This window comes from Aliiglaciecola sp. 2_MG-2023 (assembly GCF_030548145.1).
In the GTDB taxonomy this organism is placed as follows: Bacteria; Pseudomonadota; Gammaproteobacteria; order Enterobacterales; family Alteromonadaceae; genus Aliiglaciecola; species Aliiglaciecola lipolytica_A.
The window spans coordinates 202,012-226,927 of record NZ_JAUORY010000001.1 but is presented as its reverse complement, the minus strand read 5'-3'; the positions used below and the strand labels follow the sequence as shown (position 1 = coordinate 226,927).

Here is a 24,916-nt window from a genome sequence, read left to right as displayed (position 1 = left end):
GTGTTTTTTGAGCACATCAACATGAATAGGGACTCCTTTCGATGCCATACCAATTCACACTAATGCCAGTAAAATAATATTGACGACAATGACTACTTAAAGTCGTTTCACAACCAGTCTGTACTCGCCAACATTTATTGGTTAGAAATACCGCAATCTTGAACGAGAGCGGCACCCAATCAGTAAATAACAGCTCAACAACAAAAACGACGTTTGCGCTAGTGGCAACTCACTATGCTTTAGTAATTGAGGCTTGCTCCTTTTCTCGGTGGGTTTGTTTCATTTTCCCACCATTGATTTGGTCCATCTGTTTTAATATCTTCCCAGGTTTCCAATAGCTTTGCTTTCATTGTGTTTAATTTTTCTGGCATTTTAGACGCAAGATTGTTCTTCTCTTGCCAATCTTTTTGCACGTTAAACAGCATGAATTCAGTGAGGGTATCGTTACCCACTATTTTCCAATCGCCAATTCGCATAGCCACTCGGTCTTCTGCTGGAGAAACGTGAGTTCGCCAAAATAAAGGTGTGCTGCGCTTAAGTACTTTGCCTTCTAGCGCGGGTAAAAAGTTAACGCCATCAATTTTGCGATCGCGAGGTGCTTCAATACCACCTACGGCTAAAACAGTACTGAAAATATCTGAGCCAATTATAGGCGTGTCATTCACCGAACCGGCTTCGATATGCCCTGGCCAACGCACAACAAATGGCACTCGAATCCCCCCCTCAAAATCATTTCGTTTGAGCCCTCTTAGACCGCCACTATTGCCGCCCACACCGACCACAGGACCATTATCTGACAAAAACATTAATAACGTATTGTCGCTAAGACCTTGCTCGTCGAGCACGTCCATTATTTTCCCCAATGCAAAATCCATTTGAGTAATGTTGCCAAAATACTTTTTATTTAGCGCACTTTCATTTGGGTACAGTTCTGAAAATTTAATATCTGTGGCAATGGGCTTATGTGGTTCATGAAACCAAACTGACATAATAAACGGCTTGCTTGCATCCCGTCCTTGCTCAATCCAGCTAATGGCTTCGTCAGCAACTAATGGCGCAGAATATCCTTTTAATTCACCTACAGGTTGATGGTTACGAATAAAGTTAGTTGGATTCTTATGACTTGGTTCTGCATTATTTTGAGTCGCAAACCAGTAGTCGAATCCATGTTCGTCAGGATGAGGATATCCTTCTTTGTGAAATTGTTGTTTGGATAACAAGTGCCATTTACCAAAGTGTCCCGTGGTATAACCGGCTTGCTTAAATAAGCTAGGATAGGTAATTTCACTGGAGCGTAGATGAGCTTCATGGGAGCCAGATAGGTGGCGCCAGACGCCATTACGATAAGGAGTTCTGCCGGTTAAAATTGATGAGCGTGCAGGCGAGCAAACACCTGCCGATGAGTATCCTTGTGTGAATTTAACACCTTGCGCTGCTAATTTATCTAAGTTTGGCGTTTTTATCGTTTTGTGGCCGTAAGTCGCTGAGTCTCCCCAGCCCATATCATCAGCCATCACCACAATAATATTCGGTTTTGATGCTACAGAGGCATTGGTGCTAGCTAGAGTTATAAAAGGAAATACCGACAAGATAACCGCGACTAAATATTTTGTTCTCATATTCATTCCTTAAGCCCCTATGCTGTTTCAATTTACTAAATATTAGACAAAATAAAACCCATGTTTTATATTTGGAATAGCATTCTATATTGAAAACAGGCTATACTACAACAAAAATGCATCTTCTTATTAACAATTATTTAAATTGCTAGTCGCAAGGAACAATATGTCTCGGTCACCGATATATTTGAAAATTAATCACATTTTTGTGACTGTCATTTTCGGACTAAATTTAATTTATAGTGTTAATTCTCAAGCATCCGCTAAAACCAATGTATTGTTTATTTTAACCGATGACCAATCCTACAATACCGTGCACGCTCTAGGTAACAAACGAATTGCCACACCCAATATTGATAGCTTGGCGCAACAAGGGACTGCTTTTACTCACGTATTCAATCAAGGCAGTTGGTCTGGTGCAGTTTGCGCTCCTAGTCGTCGGATGATAAATACAGGACGACATTTGTATCAAACCGGTCGAGGTCCCGAGAAATTACCCGCAGAAACGCAAAATGAAATTAAACTCATGGGAGAAACCTTTAAAGATCACGGCTATCAATCGTTTATGACGGGTAAGTGGCATCTGTCTAAAGAAGACTGGCAAACTAGTTTTGCACAAGGTAAAGCGATTTTTATGGGCGGTATGGCTAGGCTTAAACACGGCGGTCAATTTAATGCGAACTTTGTAGACTATCATCCTACAGCAGCAGCGAACGCCAAATTTTCAACATATAAAGCCGACAAACACATAAGTGAAGTAATCGCAGATGCCGCTGTTGAATTTTTAGCCGAAAAACATGACAAACCTTTTATGATGTATGTCGGATTTTTAGCCCCACATGACCCTCGCCAAGCACCACAATCGTATGTGGGCAAATATCCTGCAGATAGTATCGCGTTGGCTGATAATTTTTTAACCACTCACCCATTTAATCAAGGCGATTTTTACATAAGAGATGAAATATTAGCTAATAATCCTCGGAATCCCAGCGTTATTAAGCAATTTATCGGTGATTATTATGCAATGATTGAGCATACCGATGCACAAATTGGTCGAATTCTAGCTGCCTTAAAAGCTTCCGGCCAATCAAACAATACTTTAATTGTATTTACCTCTGATCATGGATTAGCAGTGGGCAGCCATGGCTTATTGGGGAAACAGAATCAGTATGATCATAGTGTCCGCGCTCCATTCATCGTCAAGGGCCCAAATATACCTAAAGGTAAATCTATGCCTGGCATGTTTTACCTTAATAGTGTTTTTCCTAGCGTAGTCGAATTAGTCGGTTTAGATATTCCGAAAAGTGTTCAAGCAGCAAGTATAGCGCCACTTATTCGTGGTGAAAAAACCCAGCTTTATCAAAGTATTTATGGTAGTTACCGGCATTTTCAACGGATGTTAAGAACCCAAGACTACAAACTAATTTACTATCCTGTATTAAGGAAGACGCAACTGTTTGACTTAATCAATGATCCCTACGAGACGGAAAACTTAGCCGATTTAGCAGAACACCAATCACGCATAAAACAAATGATGCTTGAGTTAGAGAAATGGAAAAAAATCGTAAATGATCCATTAGACAATAACGATCCCATTGCCAGCTTTGGTCGTTTGGTAAACACGGAAGACTCAGATAAGCGACCTGATGACTGGCCTAAGATTTAAGCGGAATTTTTCTATGCAAATAAACAAAAATTCTCCCCCCAATAAACATGATGTAGCAACAAGATTATTTTCGGTGGTAAATGCATCTTATAGAAAATATGATTACAACGAATTAGGTAAACGAACTATGAAAAGTATGAATATTGCTCGAATTGATTTGTTCAAAAACAACATTTTGAGTACAAAGACCTATCAACAAGGTTTAAACAAATTAAAAAAAACGGCAGCGACAGGTGTCTCTAAAACCCTATGCGCGTTGCTTGTTACATCTAGTTTTGTATTCATCCCAGCACATGCACATTCAAATGAAAGCAAGCCAAACATCATATTTATAATGAGCGATGATCAGGGTTACGGTGATGTCTCTGCATTTAATCCAAATAGTAAAATTGCGACACCAGCAATTGACCGTTTGGCGGAAGAAGGCATGATGTTTACCGACGCGCATAGTGCCTCTGCGGTCTGCACACCTACCAGATATGGAGTACTAACAGGCCGCTATCCGTGGCGAACTCGTCTGCAAAAAGGCGTATTAAGTGGCGAAACTAGCGTGTTACCCGATGGAACCATTAGCGTTGGTGATGAGCCTTTAATCGATGAAAAAACACTAACAGTCGCGCAATTTTTGAAAAGCCAAGGCTACGATACAGCGATGACCGGTAAATGGCATCTCGGCTTCAAGTATTTATTACCAAAAGGTACTGAGATAGACAAAAGTCGAGGTAAATTTTACGATGCTGTTCCTATAGGTACTAAAATCATCGGTGGTCCAATTGAAAGAGGATTTGATAAATACTGGGGATTCCATCATGCTCGCCAGATGGGCACATGGATTGAACAAGACCAAGTAACTTACAACTTAGAAAATACCGATGAAATGTTAAATCGTATCACCGAAAAAGCGGTAGATTATGTATCCGATCCAGCAAGGAAAAATACTCCCTTCTTCCTTTATGTGCCATTTAGTGCGCCCCATAGCCCTGTAGTGCCCAGTAAAAATTGGATTGGTAAAAGCGGAATTAACAAATATGCTGATTTTGTGATGGAAACCAATAATTCGGTTGAACGTATATTGCAGGCCTTAGACAAGGCTAAACTCACCGACAACACTATTGTGATTTTCACGACAGATAATGGTACATCACCAAGTGCTAAATTCGAGCAATTAATCGCTGCTGGTCATCACCCAACGGCAGACTTGCGCGGCGTCAAAGCCGACATTTGGGAAGGTGGCCATCGAGTGCCTTATATTGTTCGTTGGCCTGGTCACGTAAAAGCGGGCTCTACATATAGTAAACCTGTAGTTCATAATAGTTTGTTTGCTACCAGCGCAGACATATTAAAAGTGACCTTGCCAAATGATGTTGCAGTTGACAGCTTTTCTATATTGCCTGCATTAAAAGGCTCCGAAGAAGAAACCCACCCTGTGGCTATTCACGCCTCTGTATCAGGTCACTTTGCTGTGCGTGTAGGTGATTGGAAGTTAGCTGCCTGCAAAGGCTCCTGTGGCTGGAGTGAAGGCGGCGATAACAACACTGAAATGCAGTTGTATAATATGAAAACAGACCGTGCAGAAACAACGAATTTATACAAGCAAAAACCTGAAATAGTGGCACAGCTTAAAAAACAGTTAGAGCAAGCAGTCAATAATGGTTACAGCGTTGAAGGGAAAACAGGCCGTAACGACGTGCCTGTGAATATATACAAAAGCAGCAAAGTAAAAAATAAAAATAAAAGGAAAGATCATTAAAGAAATAAGGTAGATTTTGATTAATTTTGGCTAAAACACGGCGTTTAAAAAGCCGTGTCAACGCAATTAAGTAATTATCCTGTTCCTCACCCAAGTGACAATTAAAGTGGCGTTAAAGTGCCTTTAACATGAATAACCAATTGGTCACACAGAAGCATTGTGAATGCACATGATTCGCCTCTGTGTGACATTTAACATAGTAACAAAGCCTTTCCACTTAGGCGTTTATACTTGCATAGGCGGATTTGATTTTAGTTAACTTTTAAAGTGCCTTTTGTTCGGCTCTAACTGCATTGTTAAAACCATTTACTTCACAAATATACTGAGAGTATTTGGACAAGTTACTGAGCGGAGCTCCCTCGCCTTTTTCCTCACCACTGGAGCCTGCCTCTGAGAATAAGATCTTGCCATCAAACTTCTCATTCAACAAAACTGAGCTTCTTTGCATTATGTTTAAACTAAATGAATCAAGGCATAACATCACTGCCGGAGCTTTTGTTTAATCCCATTGAGGAGCGTCTTTAGTAGTTCCTAAGCACGACTTATAGTTTTGAGCAACAAAGCAGGTGGTAAGAGAAAACAGTTTGCAGAGGGAAAATGACCAGTAAAATATTAAGCTTAAGGACGATTAACAATCAATGTGTTTGTCAAAATAGATAATTGGCGAACACTCGAAATTTCTGATGAATATGTCAGCCAGCGTAAAGGCCTAGTGAGGTTTAAAATAGTTGAAGAGATCTAAACCTTGGCAAGTGTTTTGCCGTCTAAGGAGAAATAAGCATATCGCAATCATAAAGGTGACGCACTTTTATTAGCGTGCGTCACCTTCATTAAGCGCGAACCAAATTACACTTACAATGATTCGTATCTTTCACTACGAACCATGAAGTTATTTTCATCAATCAATATGAAAACATAAGCATCATTTTGTTCTGGAACCATCCCTGTAACCGTCAAGTCCTGATGATTAATTGTTACTGGTATCTTTTTATAAGTAACAACGAGTTTTCCACGCTTTTCACGTTTATCGCTGCCTTTAGTTTTTGCTATCTCTGCTAGCAAATATGCTTCTTTAAGCTTAGTTTTTCCTTCCATTAATTTGATTTGAGCAACACGAGCTTTTTTATCAAACGTATTCGATGCTACTTTAGGCACTAACAGTCTAGTGGGTCCATTAGCCGCATTGTCAGGGTTTAACTTTGGTAAGATCGCATTATTTTCTACTAATAATTGCTCCAAATTTTTCGATAGTTTGTCCACCACACCGGCATATTCAGGCAATTTAGCTAGATCATTTTTCTCTTCAATATCAAAGCGTTTACCGTCTTTATATAATCGATACAACGAATAGCTATTATCTATATAGTGCTTAGTGAGCTTGAAGTCACCTTCACGAATAGCACTTTGCATAGAGTCATCGCTGTTATGTGGGAAATGCCAAAACAGATTTTGTCGCACTTCGCCATTAGCATAAGTCGCTTTTTTATTTTCGTCTTCAAGTACCGGCGACAAGTTTACTCCACTGAGCTTGTCTTCGTAAGATTTAGGTATTGTTGAGTTGGTTAATGCTAAAATTGTAGGGTAATAATCTAGTTGGTTTACAAACCCGTGATGGGTAACGTTTTTATTAACCGTTGGGCCAGTCACTACCATTGGCACTCTTATCCCACCTTCTTCAGTATGTTTTTTACCCAAATCTAGGGGGAAGTTGTCGGTTATTATTTCTGGGCCAGATCTCTCAGCACCGCCGTTGTCCGACGACAAGAAAATATAAGTAGTTTCTATTAATTTTTTACCAGGGTTACGTGGATCATCGGTTTGCTCAAGTAGCGACACCAAACGACCTAAACTCCAGTCAACGGTTGTCACCATTGCACCATAATACGGATTAGTTTGACCTGCTGTTGTTACCGGATCTGGAGTAGTTGGAAATGGTATCCCCAGTTTGTCAGTGTAGTACTCAAGCAAAGCTTTATTCTTGGTAACAATTGGTGTGTGCACCATCCAATGCGCTAAATAAAGAAAAAACGGCTCATCTTTATTTTCTTGGACAAAGTTCAATGCGTTTTCTGTCACTAAATCCAGTGGGTAAGAAATACCGTCAGGATGCTTTTCGCTGTAAGGAGGATATTTCTCTTCGCTAAGCGGAAATTGTGCATTATCAAAATCTTTATGACGCTGTTTACTGTTGGAGTGCACGCCTCTTTTGTCAAATGAAAAATCAAAGCCCGCTGTTGTAGGTGCATTACTCGCATAATGCCCTAAGTGCCACTTGCCTACATGGCCTGTTTTATAACCGTTTGCTTTTAACGCATCCGCCAATGTTAAAACATCATCCGCAAGGTGATCGTTAAAATAAGGTTCGATCAGTTGACTGCGTCTATTTTGAGGTGTTGGAATTCCTGCACCTGAAACGTGAGTAAGGTTGGTTTTTGCAGGATGCTGACCGGATAACAAACCTCCTCTAGACGGTGCACAAGTTGGTGCCGAAGAATAGGCTTGCGTAAAATTCATACCTTTTTTCGCTAGCGCCAACATATTGGGTGTCTCCCAAGGCGTTGGTTCATCGATATCATTGAGCTGGCTATCTTGCCAACCCAAATCATCCACGTAAAAAACAATAATATTGGGTTTTATCAGCTCAGATTTCTCATCAATAGCCGTTTCCACTGAAGAACACGACGATAAACTCATCAGCATTGAAAAACCAAAAGAAGCAAGAATGATTTTTTTCATTATGAAGCCTTATTCTACAATTGGAGTTAAATGAATAGCTCGAAGGTTAATGCCACCACCAATAACCTTACCTTTAGGTGTAACAGTAATTGATTGTTTACCTTGTTGAAGCGTTACTACGCCCACTTCGTCCGTGCGGTAGCGATATAATGTTTTGCCTTTTCCTTGACGTTTAGAGTTTTTACGCTCACCAGTATCAAGTGCTTGCATCATCAAAATTTCACCGTTAAATGAAAATACCCATTCACTAAAATCAACTACGTCATCGGCTGAATACTCAACCTCTATAAAGTAATCGCCCGGCTCAGCCACATCAACTTTCCACTCACCTTTGCCATTATCTGTCCAATTCAATAAGTTGTTTGCATAATTCCAATCACCAAACTTCTGCATCCAGCGAATTTCTTTTTTCACACAACCTTCACAGTTAGCAAAAACCGAATTAATAGTGGTTTTGATGCTTGGATCGATACCAATAGTGGTATCGACTTCAGGTTCACCGTCTAATTCAACAACAATAACAGGAACGAGAGAATCCGGTTTATCCATTGCTAATGTGAAGCTTGTCCAACCATTATCCTGCTTAGAATAGGTTACCTCACCTTCATCGCTACCGAATAAGCCTGCCATAAATCCAAGTTCTTCAGCATTTAATAAGCGAGCCGAAGTAATTTGGTTTTTTAATCCAGCTAAGTGGATTTGATCATTTTCAGGCCAGTCAAAAACATGCAAATATAGCTTGTTGCCTTTAACTGTAATATCTCCCCAAGCTTGTGCTCTGCCCCACGGAGAACCTTTAGCGCCATAAATCGTTTCACCACTATGCTCCAACCATTTTCCTGCTCTACGTAGGCCTTTAGCTGCCATTTCTGGTACTTCGCCATTACCTTTAGGCCCAATATTCAACATGTAATTACCACCACGGGCGACTGTTGAAATTAAGCGGTGTAAAATTTCTGTACCCGACTTCCAGTTTTTGTCGTACCAAGCATCCCCCCAACTGTTGTTAGTTGTATCAATGGTTTCCCAAAGACCAGGGTGATTTACCTGAGACAAACTGTGATCACCTAGCGTAGAAAAGTCGCCTACACCATTACCTATGCGGCTGTTTATCATTGCCTTGGGTTGCAAACTGCGCGTTAAATCAACTAGTTTTTGCGATTGCTCCTTCGTCATATCGCCAGGGGTGTCGAACCAAACTGTGCGAATGGGACCGTATTCAGTCAATAATTCAGTTACTTGAGGAATGACTTTACGCTCAAAATACTCTGTGAAATCGCCTTCTTGCTTTTCCGATGACCAAGGAATACTCGCGCTACCTTGTTCGTACCAATCCTGCATTTGCGAATAATAAAAGCCCAAACCTATACCTGCTTCTGCACAAGCGTCAGCCAATTCTTTTAAAGGATCGCGTTTATACGGACTTGCATCTTCAATATCATAAGTGCTGCTTTTAGAGTGATACATTGCAAAGCCTTCATGGTGCTTAGCGGTAATCACAATGTTTTTCATGCCAGCATCAACTGCAAGCTGGACAATCGCTTTTGCGTCGAACTCAGTGGGATTAAATTGTTTTGCTAATTCTTTATATTCTTCTTTAGGAATATCAGCAACTCGGCCCGACATAAGCCATTCAGAAATTCCATAGTAGGTTTTTCCTTTCCACTCACCCGCTGGAATTGAAAATAATCCCCAGTGAATAAACATAGAATATTTGTCTTGTGCGAACCATTCACCGCGCTCAGCATTGGCATGTTTAGCCTTGTCGATTGCACTGTCGCCCCACAATTCATCCATGGATTGATTAGCTTCAACGTTGTTGTCTTGTGCATAAACTGAGACCGACATCACGCTAGAAAGAAGTAATGCGCTGGCGATTGAAACTGCGAGCTTTTGTCTAATTAATTTCATTGCGATTCCTATAATTTATATATTTGTTACTTGCTGTTTCTTAGGTTCCTAAACTATTTTTACCTGAACTAAAAGTTATGAGTTTAGTTTTGTCCTACTGGTTCGAAACAACCGATTTAATTGCGAATAATTTACTGTCTTAGTGCCGAGAATGTCGACGGATTAGGCGATACTGGCAATGTTTCATTCCACGCTATTGCCAGGCCTTTTAATTTTTTAACGATTTCCGGATATTGATTTGCAACATTCATCGTTTCAGCGCGATCTCTCATAACATTGTATAATTCGACGCGGCTTTCATGTTGAAAATAGAATAACTTCCAAGGACCTTCACGCACCGCTAGCATTGGTTTTTTGCCTGATTTTTTGCCATATTGCCACTGCCAGTACAAAGGTTTTTTACGGGTCAAGGTAGCACCTTTTAGAAGTGGCAGAATGCTCTGTCCATCGGGTTGGTAACCTCGAGGTAATTTTGCACCGGCAACTTCTGCAAAAGTGGGCAATAAGTCAACAGCAGTTACGACAGTTTCAGTATCGACTCGCCCTGCGGGCACGTTAGCGGGCCAGCGTACTAAGAATGGTACGCGTAAACCGCCTTCATAAGTGTCGCGCTTTTGTCCGCGCAAACCTGCGGTTTTACCAACACTGAAATAGGTGCCTAAGGGATCAATACCTTCTACTTTTCCGTCGGGATCTATATGGTGAAAGTGCTTACTCTTCGACCCAGTAACTTCTGGGCCATTATCACTAGAAAATACTATTAATGTATTTTCTGCTAAATCTAATTCGTCTAACAAGTTCAGTATTTTTCCAATCCGCTGGTCAGCGCCATCAACGACAGCTGCATAAACTTGATCTTGCTCGTTCAAATGGGTGTATTTTGCCATTGAATCATGTGGCGGATAATGAGGCGTATGTGTTTCATGGATCCATAAATTAATAAAGAAAGGTACGTCTTTATTGCGCTTAATGAAATCCGTCGCATCATCATATAATTTAAAAGTATCGGTTTGTGGGCCTGGACCATTAAATACGGCTGCTTCGTCGTATCCATACTCAGTAGGTAGTGGTGCATCTTTAATATTACGATTGGTCAAATGCCACTTACCGAAGTGCGCAGTTTTATAGCCCGCCTGTTGCAGAACTCTAGGCATAGTGACTACGCTTTTATCAAGCCAATCAGGCATCGCAAAATTATCGTGGTGTTCGAAGGTAGCAAAGTGACGATGTACGCTGTTTCTTGCAGGATATTGACCGGTTAAAACCGCGGCTCGACTAGGAGAACAGACAGGATTAGACACACTAAATTGATAAAACTCAGAACCTTCATTGGCTAATCGATCGATATTTGGTGTACGAATGTCTGGATGCCCATGTTTGCTGATATCCCCCCAACCTAGATCATCTGCGAAAATAAAAATAATATTTGGTTTTTCGGCCTGAGTCGCCGATTCCATGCTATTAGCAGCAAAAGATGCTGATGCGATACAGGTCCCAACAACCGCAACTAAGAGTTTTATTTTATTAAATATCACTAATTATTCCCCTACACCACTTTAGCTAGATGAGTTGTTAAAATAAGGCCATTGATTTCAACAATGGCCTTATTTATTCAGATACCGCTATTTACTACTTATTTTTATTCTTTTTCTTCGATTGCGCTGCAAACTCTTCTGAGCTTAGGAACCCATCTTCATCAATGTCTAATCGCGCAAAACGCTTAGGTCCATTTTTAGGTTTCTTGATATTCGCCGAGTACTCTTCTACTGACAATTTACCGTCAGAATTAGCATCGATCTTACTAAACCTACTTTTCTTAGCGTGTGACTCTGTAGAAATAGCAAATAATAGTGCCGTTACAAGTACGCTTGATAACGCTGTTCTTAAAACATTTTTCATGGTGACATCCTCTTTAATTAACTTTTTAGTGGAACCTTCAAATTGGTGACAATTCACCTGTCACCATATAACTTCTTAAGTACATCTAAACTGCCAAGCTCAATGTAGATTCAAAGGTCAAATATGCGAATATATAAATTCTTATATTTCACTTTCGACTTCTCTTGCAACAACTTCTTGCATTAAAGCTAGAAAAGTTTTGATAACATTAGATTAACACAATAAAATCTCGCATGTAAAAACTTATTTTATATATAAATACAATAAAGATATTGAAGTTTTAGGTAGAACGCTCAGATTCAACCAGTATTTATTAGGAATAACGTATTTTTATCCTATTCATAAATTGATAATCTGGGGAGATTTGTAGCTGTTGAATCTTTGTTAAAAACAACTAAAGATGCTATCTTTTTGTTCATCAATAAAATTTACATTTAAATATAAATTTAAATGTAAACATGCAGGACTCTCTTAATATGATTTTTAAATGCAAGAATAGGAAAGTACATGGGCGGTTTGTAGTGAAGGTACTACTCATGCTCGCTGTCGCATTAACCACAGCATGCTCACAGAGTAACAGTACAATCGAGAAAAAGCCTGTTGCTAAGCAATTACCCAATATTGTTATTTTATATGCAGATGATCTGGGCGCCGGCGATTTGGGCAGTTTTAGTTCAAGATCTAAAATACCCACACCTAATTTAGATAAATTAGCTTCGCAGGGGCTAAGTTTTACTGATGCTCATTCCTCATCAGGTATATGTTCTCCTTCTCGATATGCATTGCTTACAGGACAATACCATTGGCGTAAATTCCACGATATTGTAAAGGCATTTGGAGATTCAGTTTTTGAAGCGGAACAACTTACTCTGCCAGAAATGCTGCAACAAAAAGGATATACAACAGCCGCAATAGGAAAATGGCATCTAGGTTGGGATTGGGACTCTATAAGAAAACAAGATGCGCCGTCGGGCGCAGTGGGACCTAACGACTTTGATTGGAATAAAGCTATCGAGAATGGGCCAACAGCTCATGGTTTCGACTATTATTTTGGTGACAACGTTATTAACTTTCCGCCTTATGTTTGGATCGAAAATGATCGCGTAACACAAATACCCGACACTATGGTGGATGGTACGCTATGGAAAAATAAAGAAGGCACAATGCGTTATCGAGAAGGTCCGATGGTGACAGGGTGGAATCCTTACGAGAACATCCCCACGACGACCCAAAAAGGCATCGATTTTATTACTCAAAAATCTAAACAGGAACAACCCTTCTTTTTATACTTTGCATACCCTTCTCCCCATGCGCCGATCATTCCTAATGACGAATTTGATAATACTTCAAAGGCGGGACCTTACGGTGATCTAATAGTAGAAACAGATGACTCAATTGGTAAACTTCTCGCTGCAATTGACCAGGCTGGTATTGCGGACAACACCATCATCATTTTTAGCTCCGACAACGGACCTGAAAATTATGCTTACCTTAGAGACCAAAAGTTTGATCACTGGTCCTCCTACCCTTTTCGCGGTCTCAAACGAGATACTTATGAAGGCGGACATAGAGTACCTATGATTGTGCGCTGGCCAAACCATGTGCAGGCAAACAGTCAAACCGATGAGTTAGTGTCGCAAATTGATTTAATGGCAACCATTGCTGAAATAATCGAATTTAAATTACCAAATGATGCTGCACACGACTCTTTCAACCTATTGGAACTTTGGACGGGTGAATCTTCAAACAGCCCTCGCCGTGCTATGGTTCACAACACAACTGCTGGTAAATTTGCTATTCGTAGCGATGATTGGACTTTAATTGATGCTCCTTCGGGCAATCAAAATGGTAATTTGACAAGGTTCAATTATGCAGATTGGCAAAACAGACATGGTTATCAAACTGATGACAACCAAAAGGGTCAATTATTCGATATGAAAAATGACCGTGAGCAACGTTTCAACTTGATTGAAAAACACCCAGAAAAAGCCCGTCAGATGCGACAGCTTTTAGAACAAATAAAAAGCCAAGGCTGGTCTGCCCCGCGCCTGAATAAATAAACCAGTGACTCCACTATCTCACAACACTTTACTCTTAGGTGCTTGTGAGATAGTCATTATAAGCGAATTTAAGGTTCAAAGTGATCGGTACGAAAAGGTTGAGCAGGCAGACCCGCAGCGTTAATCAAATTAACCTGAGGAAAGCCTGAAAATGCGTAACGAACATAAAGCGGGTTTTGGAGACTTGGGCTGCTCAGAAGCACGGTATTTTGACGGATTTTAGCATCATCCTTTACCCACTTTTGGCTATCGTCTGCCAACCAAAATTCAGCCGGAGCCTTTGAATTTACGGTGCGCAACCCTTCTACGTGTTCGAAAAACAATCTAACATTTGAGCCAGAAATCACAGCCTTTGCCAAAACTGGTCCTTGTGCCTCAACGGTTTGATGCAAGGTGTTTCGCGCCGCTGCATTTGCTAAACGCTGGCCTATGGGTAATTTGTCCAGTGGATGAATATTCGTGGGATGCCCAAGATCAATTGTATTAATAACCGCCACATTTTTCATACTTTGCGCCGCTAATTGGGCTTCTCGCATCCACGCCCATGAGTGTGCATTTGGATGTCTAGCCTCTTTAGTGGGGCTAGTGTTCAGCAAAGCATTAAATCGAGGCAACATGACCAGCATAAAATGCATGTCGCTATTATCCCATTGTTGACGATAGCGTTTTATCCAAGCTTGTAAGGCGTCTTTATATTTCAACATACCAGAATTGTTTTTATACCAAGGGTCTTTTACCAAACCGTGCATGCTTTGAGTGTTTCGTTCACCTTGATACCAGACGAGACCTCGTACCGTATAGGGCACAAGAGGATTCATCATTGCATTAAACAATATGTTGGGTTGACGACGTAAATAAACATCATTTATTCGTGTCCAAGGTAATGGTCCCGATAATATTCGGTTAATTTTCGCGATGCGGTCTGCATCGGCATCAAACTCCTGCATAATCGTGTTGAAATATGCTAATTCCTTGGTTAGATCACGAGGCATCCAAGCTTCTATAGATGAACTGCCCCATGCACTTAAAATAATGCCTACCGGAACATCTGCACGCTGCTGCAAATAATAAGCAAAAGAAAATGCGACAGCACTATCAGGTAAGCTTGTTTGCCAGTTAGCCTGCATACTTTTCTGTTCAGTTAAGGCGACGTTGTGAGCAACGGTCAAACTACGAATGTGCTTCGCCTATTTGGAGAGAACTTGTATATCCTTAACCCTCCCAATGGCCATATCCATATTAGATTGGCCTGCACAAATCCATACCTCACCTACCAAAATATCAGCAAGCACTATTTTCTGGTTATTACTCGACAAAATCGTCATATTCTCAGGCGAGTAGCTGCCTTTAAGGGGGGCAAGTTGTAGGCTCCAGCTCCCCTGTTCGTTGGTAATAGTGGTTTGGATTTGATTTGCAAAAGATACCGTTATTTGACTACCGGCTGTTTCTTGCCCCCAGATTGTTACAGGTAAATCGCGCTGTAATACCATATGAGGTTGGAAAATTGACCCAACTTGCAAGCTTTCTTGAAACGCTTGTTGAGCGAAAGTGCATGTATATGGAAAGCAGAATGTAAGAAAGGTTAACCTTTGAATAAGCTTGTTAAACACCATGGTTTCCTAGCCCTCAACATCGCTTAAATTCAAAGATTACAATTACCGTTAAATTGCTCCAATTCATGGTGAACTGAAGCAATTTAACGTCTCAACTATAGAATTTCGATATAGGCGTAGAAAGCAGGTACGTGACTTTCGAGATCGTCTTTGCCATCAGCAAACCAGCCTTCAATAGCTTTAGGACCTTTTTCTAAAGGTAGTGTGAACTGAGCACCTGCAGCTCCTTTATCCAATTCGGTCTCATAAACTACACCATCTAATTTCAAAAATGCTTTTTTCCGATTTACCGGCTGTTGAGCAGGTTTGTCATGAAAGTACAAAGAGATTTGATAAGTACCTGTATTATCTACCTCAACGTGCCAAGGTAAACTTTTGAATTTTTCAACTTGGGTAATCCAACCTTCTTTCTTTTCTTTTAAGAACAAGGTTTTAAAGCCAGGATACCATGCAATAACGTTAGTAGACTCAGCTTCCATCCAATCGTTGGCATTAAGCCTTACCGGGTTTTCGATTGGGTTACCAACAATGGGTCTTACTCTTGGGCCTACATCTTTTGATACATCTTGCCACCAATCCCGTAAAGCTTGACGAAGCTCTTCAGCTTTTTGCGGGTTATCATTAATTAAATTCACTTGCTGAGACGGATCAGATGCTAAGTCATATAACTCTTCAGTGTTTTTATCTAGCTCTGAAACAAAACGCCAATTACCATCCATGACCACAGACGGACGTCCGATTCTAGGTTGATCAACCCGTTGGTTGGTTACTACTATTTTACGTGATTCAAGTGCTCCATCATCTACTAGCACGGGAACCAGACTTACACCGTCAATGTCAGATGCTTCTGAGGCATCAATACCGGCCAGCTCCATAAGGGTTGGCATCAAGTCGAAATGCGCGGCTAGCGTATCAACTTTTCGAGCTTCATCAATTCCGCCATTGGGATAATGAATGTAAAATGGGACTTTGTGACCGCCTTCATAAACCTCAGACTTATAACCGCGTAAACCACCATTGAATACCCATTCTTGACCAACTTGCTGACTAATTTCATCGGTTAGAGCATGGATGGTTTTATTATTCTTGCCGATACGAGCTGGCGTGAACGAACTTCCGTTGTCGGTCATAAAAATAAAAATAGTATTGTCTGTAATGTTTAGCTCATCTAATAGGTTTCTAATTTTACCTACGCCGGTATCGATAACCGAAATCATTGCGTAGAAACGAGCTATTTCTTCCGGTAAACCTAAGTCTCTGTAAACTTGAATATCTTTGTCTTTGGCTCTGTAAGGAGAGTGCGGTGCATTGGTCGCTATGTAAGCAAAGAAAGGCTTGTCTGACTGGCTGCTTTGACGAATAAACTGTTCTGCTTCGTCAAACCAAATATCAGTGGCATAACCATCGAATTTTTCAACTTTACCATTGCGTAAATAGAAATCATCGAATTGGGTATTGCCCCAATAATCTCCCGATTGGCCTACGCCGCCTCCACCGTGGATTAAGCTTGTTTGAAAGCCTTGGTCTTGTGGTCTAAAAGGATAGCTATCACCTAAATGCCACTTGCCAAACAACGCGGTATCATAACCGTTATCAGCCAGTATCTCTGCAATCGTTACATGTTCTGATGCTAAAAATGAACGTCCCATCACGGTATGCCAAACACCAGCTCTCATCGAGTGTTTGCCAGTCAGCAATGCGGAGCGAGTTGGGGAACAGGTTGGGTCAACATGAAAGTTTTCAAAACTAACAGACTGATTAGCCAAAGTTTGAATATTCGGGGTTTGTATCACTGGGTTGTGATTAAGACTCAAATCGCCAAAACCTTGATCATCTGTCATCATCAGCACAATGTTGGGTGCTTTTGATTGTTGCTCAGCAGCAGTCTGATCATTGCTTGATTCTGACATCGGAGTTTTGTCAGCGCCACATGCTTGTAACCCAACACCGATTGCCAGAAAAAACAGACCTTTTGTAAAATATCGAATGTTCATTAAAGAGACTCACTTTTAAAAAGGTTAGGAACACTTCGTTGTGTTCCTAACAAAACTATATTTAGAATTTGTAGGTTGCAGTTAATGAATAAGAGCGCCCTGCAGCATACACACTTAAGAATGTTGATTCAGCACCGACATAATCCCTTCTCACATCATCAGTTAGATTTGACGCGTTAAATGCGAAAGATAAATTAGCAGTAGGACGTACATTAAAATTGAAACTTAAATCTTCAGTTGTTCCAGTAAAACGTGCCGTTGCGGTCTGTGAACCAGCGCCAGCAAGAGTTCGGAAAAATTCTGAACGAGTGACATAAGACAATCGAGCGGTAAACAAGCTTGTTTCGTAAAATGCCATAAAGTTATAGTTATTCTTCGATGAACCTGGGAAACCAAAACCGGCGTCTCCCACATCTTTATCAAAAGAACTATCAACGTAAGTGTAATTAGCCGATACGCCAAACCCTTCTAGTTCGGGTAGTAGCTCCTCTAAAGGCAAATAAAAGCCAAGTTCCAGACCTTTGACTTCACCATCTGAGAAGTTAATAGGTATAGTGGAGTTAAATAAAGCATCGCCTTGACCCGGTATGGTTTGTCCAAGAACCACTTGATCAATGATGAAATCTCTAACGTCTTTATAAAATATACTGGCTATAAATGCGCCTTTTTTACCGGTATATTTTTCCAATGTAATATCATAATTCCACGCAGTCATAGGATCGAGATCTGGGTTTCCCGCTACCGCATTACCAGGCACCGTTGGATCTTCTGGTACTGTAATCGCCATTATTGGCGCAATTTCTTCGTAATCAGGTCTTGAAAGGGTTTTTGACACACCGAAGCGCAAGGCCAAATCACTTTGCAAAGAAAAGTTAAGGTTTAAACTAGGTAATACTTCCCAATAGTCACCACCTGTAGTTATTGGTACTAAACTAACATTACCGTCTGTATCAACCACTCTTGCTTCCGCACTAGCGGTATTTTCAGTGAAAACAGCACGAACCCCAAAGTTACCGTTAACCGGAACATCCGCCAATTCTGAATCGAGGTTAATTTGTGTGTATAAAGCTGTTATTGTTTCTTCGCTGTCATGTGACGCAGCGGGGTCGATACCAAGCTCATTTACGCCAGTTGTTAATACACGACCGTCAATTGCCGCCACAGCTGAGAAATCCGAAATCTGATAAGTTCTTGGTGCAATCATTGCTGAGGTAAGTAATTCATCAGATAATATTTGCCCCGTTACCCCTGCGTCAGCAATCTCTGCAGCCGGATTGGGTGACAATGCAGAAGGAACAAACTGCACAGCTGCGGTGCGAATAGACAAAATAGAAGTCTTATCATAGTTAACCCCAAATTCCACTGCTGAAAAATGCTCAGTATCGAGATCATAACTGAAATCTAGACTAACGCCATGATTGTCAGCATCAAGTTCGATTTCTCGCACAATACTAAAAATGTAAGTCGCAGCATCTGGGCTTAATAATTCAGAACCAAACCCAATATTAGGTAAACCACTTCTCATATCAAATGAAACTAAAGATTCATCAGCACCGATTTGAAATATGGGAAACCTAAGGTCTTGTTTATAATCAACAGATGACATAAACACATCGAAAGAAGAAGTTAGCTTACCCGTCACCCACTCTAGGTTTAGCCCAGTAACTAAATTCTCAGTGACATTGTTAAACGTCTGATCTTGCATTCTGTAGTTAATAGCACCTGCAAGTTGTGCTTGGCCAAAATCTGCAGATTGCAGCACATTATTTTCGTCAATCTCTATTCCTGACTCATCAAATACAGTGTTGGCCCACATTCCGCCGAACAAAAACTGCCCGTTGTGTCTTTGCGATTTGTTATCAAATTCCGCATATGTGAGATCCCAAACAACCTCTATATTGTCAGATGGCAGCCATTGAATGCCAGTCGAAATTGCAGTTCTATCAGCAGCACTTCTGTTTGGCACGTAAGTTACGGCATTAGGAACGGAAACCCCAGTTATAAGCTCATCTTCACCGGCTACGTTATCATTGTTGACTCTAATATTACTGGTAACGTAGTTCAGATTGACTTGATCTCTAGAAGTATTACTTTCACCTGTAACAAGGGAAATAAAAGCGCCTAAGTCACTCTGTTCATTTCTCCAAGCACCAAATAGATTTACTTTATTGCCAGTCTCACCGGCTAAATCATTATAATCACCAGAGACTGAAACAAGTCCAAAGGTATCTTTGGCATTTAATTGTTTCATATCTAAGGGTCTTAATGTCAGCAGGTTGACCTGTCCAGCTAAGCCACTCTCAGGCCGCGCAGCAGTCTGGCCCTTAGCTACCCTGACGCCACTTAAGATGTTGGATGGAAATACATTAAAATTCATTTTACGCAAGCCACGGGCTTCATTACCTGACGATAAAATTCGGCGACCGTTGATCGTCGAGTTAACAAATTCAGGACCTAACCCGCGGATAGAAACTCTATCTCCATCAGTTCCCGCATCATCGCGCTCTATTTGAATACCCGGCATACGCTGCAACGCGCCAGCAATACTGTCATCAGAAAACTGACCAATATCTTCTGCGGTAATTGCTTCGACTACGGTATTAGAAACCCGTTTTATTTGTTGTGCAGCTTCAAGGCTCGAACGAACACCTACGACGCTAATAACTTCAGTATCGTCATTCTGCTCATCTACTGGGGCTGTTTGCGCAATGGCCACATTGGCACAAGGTAACAGTAATAAAGAAGCGGCAATATTGTACAAACGATTTCGGAAAACCGAGGTTATTTTATTTGTCGCGAAGGTTTTTGAATGTGTGTGAGTGTTCATTTTATGTGCCTATGTTTGCAAATGCGTAAATATAAAAGGTATTTTTTACTAAGAAAAAAACCTTTTACCAACAAAACTTAAAAAATAATCACACAAATAATTAACATACTCAAGAAATTTTTACATATACAATTAGATTTCATATGTAAGAATGATGTACAATTAAGCAAATGTTATAAGCTTTTCGCCAAACTCGTGAAATACAAGGCGCTTAGCGGCATATAGATAAAGGTATAAGTAAAATTGCAGAGACAAACATTTTGCTGCCAATAAATACCTATATTCAAAAAGTCACCTAAAGATTTTGACGAGCTAAACATTATGTCTGGATTAAATTTGTTAACAAATGATTGACATTAGTATCAGTCGCGATTAGTATTTTACCAATAAACTATTATTTCATATTTAAAACAAGAGGAAGTTATGAGCGAAATCAACTTATCTGCTAATACTATAATATCGTTAAAAACCCACGATATTCGTTTCCCGACCTCTGAATCATTAGACGGTTCTGATGCGATTAATAAAGATCCAGATTATTCTGCTGCTTACTTAACAATCAGCACTGACAAAGGTAATAAAGGACACGGATTAATTTTCACAATCGGCCGTGGAAACGACATTTGCTGTAAAGCTATAGAAGCTCTAGAGCATTTGGTAGTTGGTAAAGACTTTAATAAAATCATTCAAAATATTGGTGAGTTTTATGACACTCTACGTTCTGACAGTCAGTTGCGCTGGTTAGGCCCCGAAAAAGGCGTTATTCATATGGCCATTGGTGGGGTAATGAATGCGATTTGGGATATGTGGGCAAAACATGCCAACAAACCTTTGTGGCGTTTATTGGCTGACATGAGCCCAGAAGAGTTTATTAATTGTATCGATTTCAGATATCTTTCAGACGCTCTGACTCGAGATGAAGCCCTGGATATAGTGCGTGCAAATGCAGACTCAAAAGCTGAACGAATTCAGTATTTAGAAGAAAATGGTTATCCTTCTTATACCACTTCAGCTGGATGGCTTGGCTACAGTGACGAAAAATTAAAAAGACTATGTCAAGAAGCTTTGGACCAAGGTTTTAAACACATAAAACTAAAAGTTGGACAAGATTTAAATAGCGATATTAGACGCTGTCAAATCGCCCGTGATGTAATAGGCGAAGACGTTAAGTTAATGATTGACGCTAACCAAATATGGGAAGTTGATCAAGCCATTGACTGGGTAAATGAATTAGCCCATGTATCCCCTTGGTTTATTGAAGAGCCTACTAGTCCAGACGATGTTTTTGGTCACAAGAAAATCAAAGAAAATATCGGTCATGTTCAAGTAGCTACAGGTGAACATTGCCACAATCGAATTATGTTCAAACAATTTATAGCAAATGACGCTATTGATATAGTGCAAATTGACTCCTGTCGCTTAGCAAGTGTTAATGAGATTCTGGCAGTTTATTTATTAGCAGCGAAATATGGCAAGCCAGTGTGTCCACACGCAGGTGGTGTTGGCTTATGTGAATATGTTCAACATTTATCTATGATTGATTATGTACATATTTCTGCAGATTTAACTGATAGAGTTGTGGAATTTGTTGATCATTTACATGAGCACTTTATTGATCCATGTGTGATTAAAAATGGAGCCTATGTTGCACCAACTGCACCAGGATATAGTATCGAAATGTTTCAGCAAAGCATTGATGACTACACCTACCCTACAGGCGCACAGTGGCAGAAACGTTTAAACAAAAAGACCATTAAACAGGCTTCGTAATGAACGACTATTTTGATCCTACTTTGCCTGATGTCTCAACTTTGAAAGCACGTGCAAAGACTCGAATACCCAAATTTGCTTTTGATTATCTTGAAGGCGGTTGCCACGAAGAATTTGGCTTACAACGCAACCGTAGCGATATTCAAGCTGTGCAATTGCGCAGCCGATTGTTGCAAAAATTTGATAAATCAGACATGTCGGTTGAGCTTTTTGGCCACAAATACGATGCACCATTTGGTATTGCGCCCATTGGTTTGCAAGGGTTAATGTGGCCCAAAGCGCCAGAAATTCTGGCCAAGGCTGCGGCTGACTTAAATGTACCTTACATATTAAGTACAGTATCCTCAGCTAGCCTAGAAAGCATCGCTGAAATTTCCGAAGGCAAAGCATGGTACCAACTTTATAATCCCACGGATAAGAAAATTCGTGAGGATTTATTAAGTAGAATCAAACAAGCTGGTTACAAAGTGTTAGTGGTAACAGTGGATGTGCCGACCTTTGGTTATAGACCACGGGATATGAAAAATGGTTTAGCCATGCCGCCCAAAATGACCTTGTCCAATATTGTGCAAATGTTATCTTGCCCAAGTTGGTTAATGGCAACTGCTTTGGCCGGCAAACCAGAGATGCAAACGCTTAAACCTTATATGCCCAAAAATATGCCAACCGACCAATTGGCGGCATTTATGAACAAAACAGTAATGGGCAGAGTCGATATCGAAGGGCTTAAACCGATTCGAGATTTTTGGCAAGGTCCGCTAGTGATTAAAGGTTTAATTAATCAAGATGATGTAGCAGCTGCCATCGAGCTTGGCGCAGATGCTGTAGTGATGTCTAATCACGGTGCTCGTCAACTAGATGTGGGTGAATCTCCCGTAACTCCGTTACAAAAAGCAGCGGCGAAATATGCTAAAAACATCAAAATATTTATGGACAGCGGTTTGCGTTCAGGTACCAATATAGCGTCTGCTTTAGCATGTGGAGCTGATTTTACCTTTTTAGGACGGCCTTTTGTGTATGGTGTTGGCGCCATTGGTAACAAGGGCGGAGTACACACCATCAACTGTCTTAAAATTCAACTTGAACAAGTGATGAATCAACTGGGCTGCGCTAATGTCGCAGATCTTTCGAAGTTTTTAGTGAAGGACTAAGCGGATGAGTACAATGCACAATTCCCCTGTTATACCCAAAAGACAAATTGGCAACACTGATCTCGAGGTAGATACATTAGGTTTCGGCTGTGCTCCTATGGGCAATCTGTATCAGCCAATTAGTGATGATGACTCTAAAGCGGTATTAACTGCCGCTTGGCAGGCAGGCTTCCGTCACTATGACACTGCACCTCATTATGGCCAAGGTCTGAGTGAAAGACGCACAGGTGATCTTTTACGTCCCTTGCAAGGCAAAGACTACGTACTTTCTACTAAAGTTGGGCGTTTGCTCAAGCCAGCAGGCTACGCTAAAGAACGACATGGCTTTATGTCTCCCATGCCTTTCGATATTCAATATGATTACAGCTATGACGGCATAATGCGGTCATTTGAAGACAGCCTACAGCGTTTGGGTTTAGACAGAATTGATATTCTGTATATGCATGATATTGGTCGTGACACCCATGGTGATGAAAACGACAAACATTTTCCGATCGCAATGCAAGGTGGCTATAAAGCCATGGATCAGTTACGCAGCGAAGGGCTGGTAAAAGCAATAGGCTTGGGTGTGAATGAATACCAGGTCTGCGAACAAGCAATGGATCACGGTGACTGGGATTGTTTTTTACTTGCTGGGCGTTACAGTCTACTTGAACAGCAGTCGTTGCAGACATTTTTGCCTAAATGTCAGGCACGAAACACCTCAATTATTATTGGTGGCCCTTACAACTCAGGAATTTTAGCGACTGGAGTTAAAGGTAACAGGACTGCATATTATAATTACGCCCCTGCCCCAGCAGAAATAGTTGAACGGGTCAGCAAAATAGAAGAATTGTGCGAACAATACAATGTAACCTTGGCTGCTGCGGCTCTGCAGTTTCCACTGGCACATCCAAGTGTCGTCTCTGTCATTCCAGGGCTTGGCAACATCAACAGAATAGATAAGACAATAAGTTTATTCAAACAAACCATACCCAGCGAGTTTTGGCAGAGCTTGAAGGCGAACGGTTTGTTAGATAAGCAAGCTCCTGTGCCTACAAATCAAACAACGGATGTTGCTTCTCATGCGAATTGATAGCCATCAACACTTTTGGCAGCGTGAGCTGGGGCATTACAACTGGTTGACTGAAGATTTGGGTGCTATTTATCGAGATTTCTTACCTGAAGATCTGCGTCCACATCTGAAAAAATCAGGTATTGATAAGACAGTGTTGATACAAGCTGCACCAGATATGGACGAAACGAAATACATGTTATCTCTGGCCCACAGTACCGATTTTATAGCAGGCGTTGTTGGCTGGGTTGATATGCAACATGTAGATGCGCCATACCATATCGCCAGACTATCGAAAGATCCCTATTTTAAAGGGATAAGACCTATGATCCAAGATATTGTCGATGATGATTGGATGCTCAAACCCGAACTCAATCCGGCCTTTGTTGCGCTGATGAAACTAAACTTGAGTTTTGATGCGTTAGTCAAACCAAGACACTTAAAGCAATTATTAACCTTGGTCGATCGTTATCCCAATTTAAAAATCGCCATTGATCATGCCGCGAAGCCGAATATTGCCGAAGCACAATTTTCACAATGGGCAGCGGACATTAAAGAATTAGCGAAAAGACCAAATGTATATTGCAAATTATCTGGTTTAGTGACCGAAGCGGGAAACAACCCAAATTTTGATATTTTGGTTCCATACATGCGCCACCTATTCGAGTGTTTTGGTGCTTCACGATTGATGTGGGGTAGTGATTGGCCGGTGCTGAATCTAGCCACAGACTATACCGAATGGGTAGCTTTAACAGAAGCCTTTTTGGCCACGCTGACGAACGAACAGCAAGTACAAATTTGGTCAAAAACGGCCAGTAAATTTTATCGTTTGCAATATCTAGATTAGGTACTGCTGACACTATTGA

17 protein-coding genes are annotated in these 24,916 nt (G+C 40.8%); 7 read left to right on the top strand and 10 right to left on the bottom strand.

Going from position 1 to position 24,916, the window contains the following annotated elements:
* Nucleotides 1–239: 239 nt before the first annotated feature.
* Nucleotides 240–1,619, bottom strand: coding sequence for a sulfatase (locus Q4567_RS00960; protein WP_216048188.1), 1,380 nt, complete (start codon nucleotides 1,617–1,619; stop codon nucleotides 240–242).
* 166 nt (nucleotides 1,620–1,785) lie between these two features.
* On the opposite strand from Q4567_RS00960, the gene Q4567_RS00955 reads away from it, so the two are divergent.
* The gene (locus Q4567_RS00955) at nucleotides 1,786–3,285 is read left to right on the top strand and encodes a sulfatase-like hydrolase/transferase (protein WP_303499000.1); all 1,500 of its coding nucleotides are present in this window, start codon (nucleotides 1,786–1,788) and stop codon (nucleotides 3,283–3,285) included.
* 13 nt (nucleotides 3,286–3,298) lie between these two features.
* Entirely contained in the window at nucleotides 3,299–5,035 is a 1,737-nt protein-coding gene (locus Q4567_RS00950) for an arylsulfatase (RefSeq protein WP_303498999.1), read from the top strand.
* Between the two features lie 262 nt (nucleotides 5,036–5,297).
* On the opposite strand, the gene Q4567_RS00945 is transcribed toward Q4567_RS00950, so the two are convergent.
* The 5 genes from Q4567_RS00945 to Q4567_RS00925 form a co-directional block, all read right to left on the bottom strand.
* Nucleotides 5,298–5,483 carry a hypothetical protein gene (locus Q4567_RS00945; protein ID WP_216048185.1) on the bottom strand — a complete coding sequence of 62 codons (186 nt, stop codon included), beginning with the start codon at nucleotides 5,481–5,483 and terminating at the stop codon, nucleotides 5,298–5,300.
* 404 nt (nucleotides 5,484–5,887) lie between these two features.
* Nucleotides 5,888–7,771 (bottom strand): sulfatase, encoded by a 1,884-nt coding sequence (locus Q4567_RS00940; protein ID WP_303498998.1) that lies wholly within the window; start codon nucleotides 7,769–7,771, stop codon nucleotides 5,888–5,890.
* A 9-nt stretch (nucleotides 7,772–7,780) separates the two neighbouring features.
* Nucleotides 7,781–9,682 carry an alpha-L-fucosidase gene (locus tag Q4567_RS00935; RefSeq protein WP_303498997.1) on the bottom strand — a complete coding sequence of 634 codons (1,902 nt, stop codon included), beginning with the start codon at nucleotides 9,680–9,682 and terminating at the stop codon, nucleotides 7,781–7,783.
* A 131-nt stretch (nucleotides 9,683–9,813) separates the two neighbouring features.
* Nucleotides 9,814–11,217, bottom strand: coding sequence for a sulfatase-like hydrolase/transferase (locus Q4567_RS00930; protein WP_216048182.1), 1,404 nt, complete (start codon nucleotides 11,215–11,217; stop codon nucleotides 9,814–9,816).
* Nucleotides 11,218–11,311: 94 nt separating this feature from the next.
* Nucleotides 11,312–11,638, bottom strand: coding sequence for a hypothetical protein (locus tag Q4567_RS00925; RefSeq protein WP_303498995.1), 327 nt, complete (start codon nucleotides 11,636–11,638; stop codon nucleotides 11,312–11,314).
* A gap of 464 nt (nucleotides 11,639–12,102) precedes the next feature.
* On the opposite strand from Q4567_RS00925, the gene Q4567_RS00920 reads away from it, so the two are divergent.
* Entirely contained in the window at nucleotides 12,103–13,641 is a 1,539-nt protein-coding gene (locus tag Q4567_RS00920; RefSeq protein ID WP_216048181.1) for an arylsulfatase, read from the top strand.
* 68 nt (nucleotides 13,642–13,709) lie between these two features.
* Here the strand turns inward: Q4567_RS00920 and Q4567_RS00915 are convergent, their stop codons facing one another.
* The 4 genes from Q4567_RS00915 to Q4567_RS00900 all read right to left on the bottom strand — a co-directional run bounded on the left by Q4567_RS00915 (nucleotide 13,710) and on the right by Q4567_RS00900 (nucleotide 20,075).
* Nucleotides 13,710–14,810, bottom strand: a complete 1,101-nt coding sequence (locus Q4567_RS00915; protein ID WP_303498993.1) for a sialate O-acetylesterase — start codon at nucleotides 14,808–14,810, stop codon at nucleotides 13,710–13,712.
* An 18-nt stretch (nucleotides 14,811–14,828) separates the two neighbouring features.
* A complete protein-coding gene (locus Q4567_RS00910) occupies nucleotides 14,829–15,251 on the bottom strand; it encodes a hypothetical protein (RefSeq protein WP_216048179.1) in 423 nt (140 codons plus the stop codon).
* A gap of 98 nt (nucleotides 15,252–15,349) precedes the next feature.
* Nucleotides 15,350–17,248 (bottom strand): arylsulfatase, encoded by a 1,899-nt coding sequence (locus Q4567_RS00905; RefSeq protein WP_216048178.1) that lies wholly within the window; start codon nucleotides 17,246–17,248, stop codon nucleotides 15,350–15,352.
* Nucleotides 17,249–17,309: 61 nt separating this feature from the next.
* Complete coding sequence (locus Q4567_RS00900; RefSeq protein WP_303498992.1) at nucleotides 17,310–20,075, bottom strand: TonB-dependent receptor; 2,766 nt, start codon at nucleotides 20,073–20,075, stop codon at nucleotides 17,310–17,312.
* 423 nt (nucleotides 20,076–20,498) lie between these two features.
* On the opposite strand from Q4567_RS00900, the gene Q4567_RS00895 reads away from it, so the two are divergent.
* From Q4567_RS00895 to Q4567_RS00880, 4 genes are read left to right on the top strand one after another with little or no spacing between them, the layout of a single operon-like run.
* Entirely contained in the window at nucleotides 20,499–21,845 is a 1,347-nt protein-coding gene (locus Q4567_RS00895; RefSeq protein WP_303498991.1) for an L-fuconate dehydratase, read from the top strand.
* On the top strand, nucleotides 21,845–22,996 hold the full coding sequence (locus tag Q4567_RS00890) for an alpha-hydroxy acid oxidase (protein WP_216048175.1): 1,152 nt from the start codon (nucleotides 21,845–21,847) through the stop codon (nucleotides 22,994–22,996). Before Q4567_RS00895 ends, Q4567_RS00890 begins: the two co-directional genes overlap by 1 nt.
* Nucleotides 22,997–23,000: 4 nt before the next feature.
* The gene (locus tag Q4567_RS00885; RefSeq protein ID WP_252729080.1) at nucleotides 23,001–24,071 is read left to right on the top strand and encodes an aldo/keto reductase; all 1,071 of its coding nucleotides are present in this window, start codon (nucleotides 23,001–23,003) and stop codon (nucleotides 24,069–24,071) included.
* Nucleotides 24,061–24,897 (top strand): amidohydrolase, encoded by an 837-nt coding sequence (locus tag Q4567_RS00880; protein WP_216048174.1) that lies wholly within the window; start codon nucleotides 24,061–24,063, stop codon nucleotides 24,895–24,897. Before Q4567_RS00885 ends, Q4567_RS00880 begins: the two co-directional genes overlap by 11 nt.
* Nucleotides 24,898–24,916 lie beyond the last annotated feature (19 nt).

Coding starts and splice junctions, on each gene's coding strand:
- Q4567_RS00960 (WP_216048188.1), bottom strand. CDS start 1,619: ATGAGAACAAAATATTTAGTCGCGGTTATCTTGTCGGTATTTCCTTTT.
- Q4567_RS00955 (WP_303499000.1), top strand. CDS start 1,786: ATGTCTCGGTCACCGATATATTTGAAAATTAATCACATTTTTGTGACT.
- Q4567_RS00950 (WP_303498999.1), top strand. CDS start 3,299: ATGCAAATAAACAAAAATTCTCCCCCCAATAAACATGATGTAGCAACA.
- Q4567_RS00945 (WP_216048185.1), bottom strand. CDS start 5,483: ATGCAAAGAAGCTCAGTTTTGTTGAATGAGAAGTTTGATGGCAAGATC.
- Q4567_RS00940 (WP_303498998.1), bottom strand. CDS start 7,771: ATGAAAAAAATCATTCTTGCTTCTTTTGGTTTTTCAATGCTGATGAGT.
- Q4567_RS00935 (WP_303498997.1), bottom strand. CDS start 9,682: ATGAAATTAATTAGACAAAAGCTCGCAGTTTCAATCGCCAGCGCATTA.
- Q4567_RS00905 (WP_216048178.1), bottom strand. CDS start 17,248: ATGAACATTCGATATTTTACAAAAGGTCTGTTTTTTCTGGCAATCGGT.
- Q4567_RS00900 (WP_303498992.1), bottom strand. CDS start 20,075: ATGAACACTCACACACATTCAAAAACCTTCGCGACAAATAAAATAACC.
- Q4567_RS00895 (WP_303498991.1), top strand. CDS start 20,499: ATGAGCGAAATCAACTTATCTGCTAATACTATAATATCGTTAAAAACC.
- Q4567_RS00890 (WP_216048175.1), top strand. CDS start 21,845: ATGAACGACTATTTTGATCCTACTTTGCCTGATGTCTCAACTTTGAAA.
- Q4567_RS00885 (WP_252729080.1), top strand. CDS start 23,001: ATGAGTACAATGCACAATTCCCCTGTTATACCCAAAAGACAAATTGGC.
- Q4567_RS00880 (WP_216048174.1), top strand. CDS start 24,061: ATGCGAATTGATAGCCATCAACACTTTTGGCAGCGTGAGCTGGGGCAT.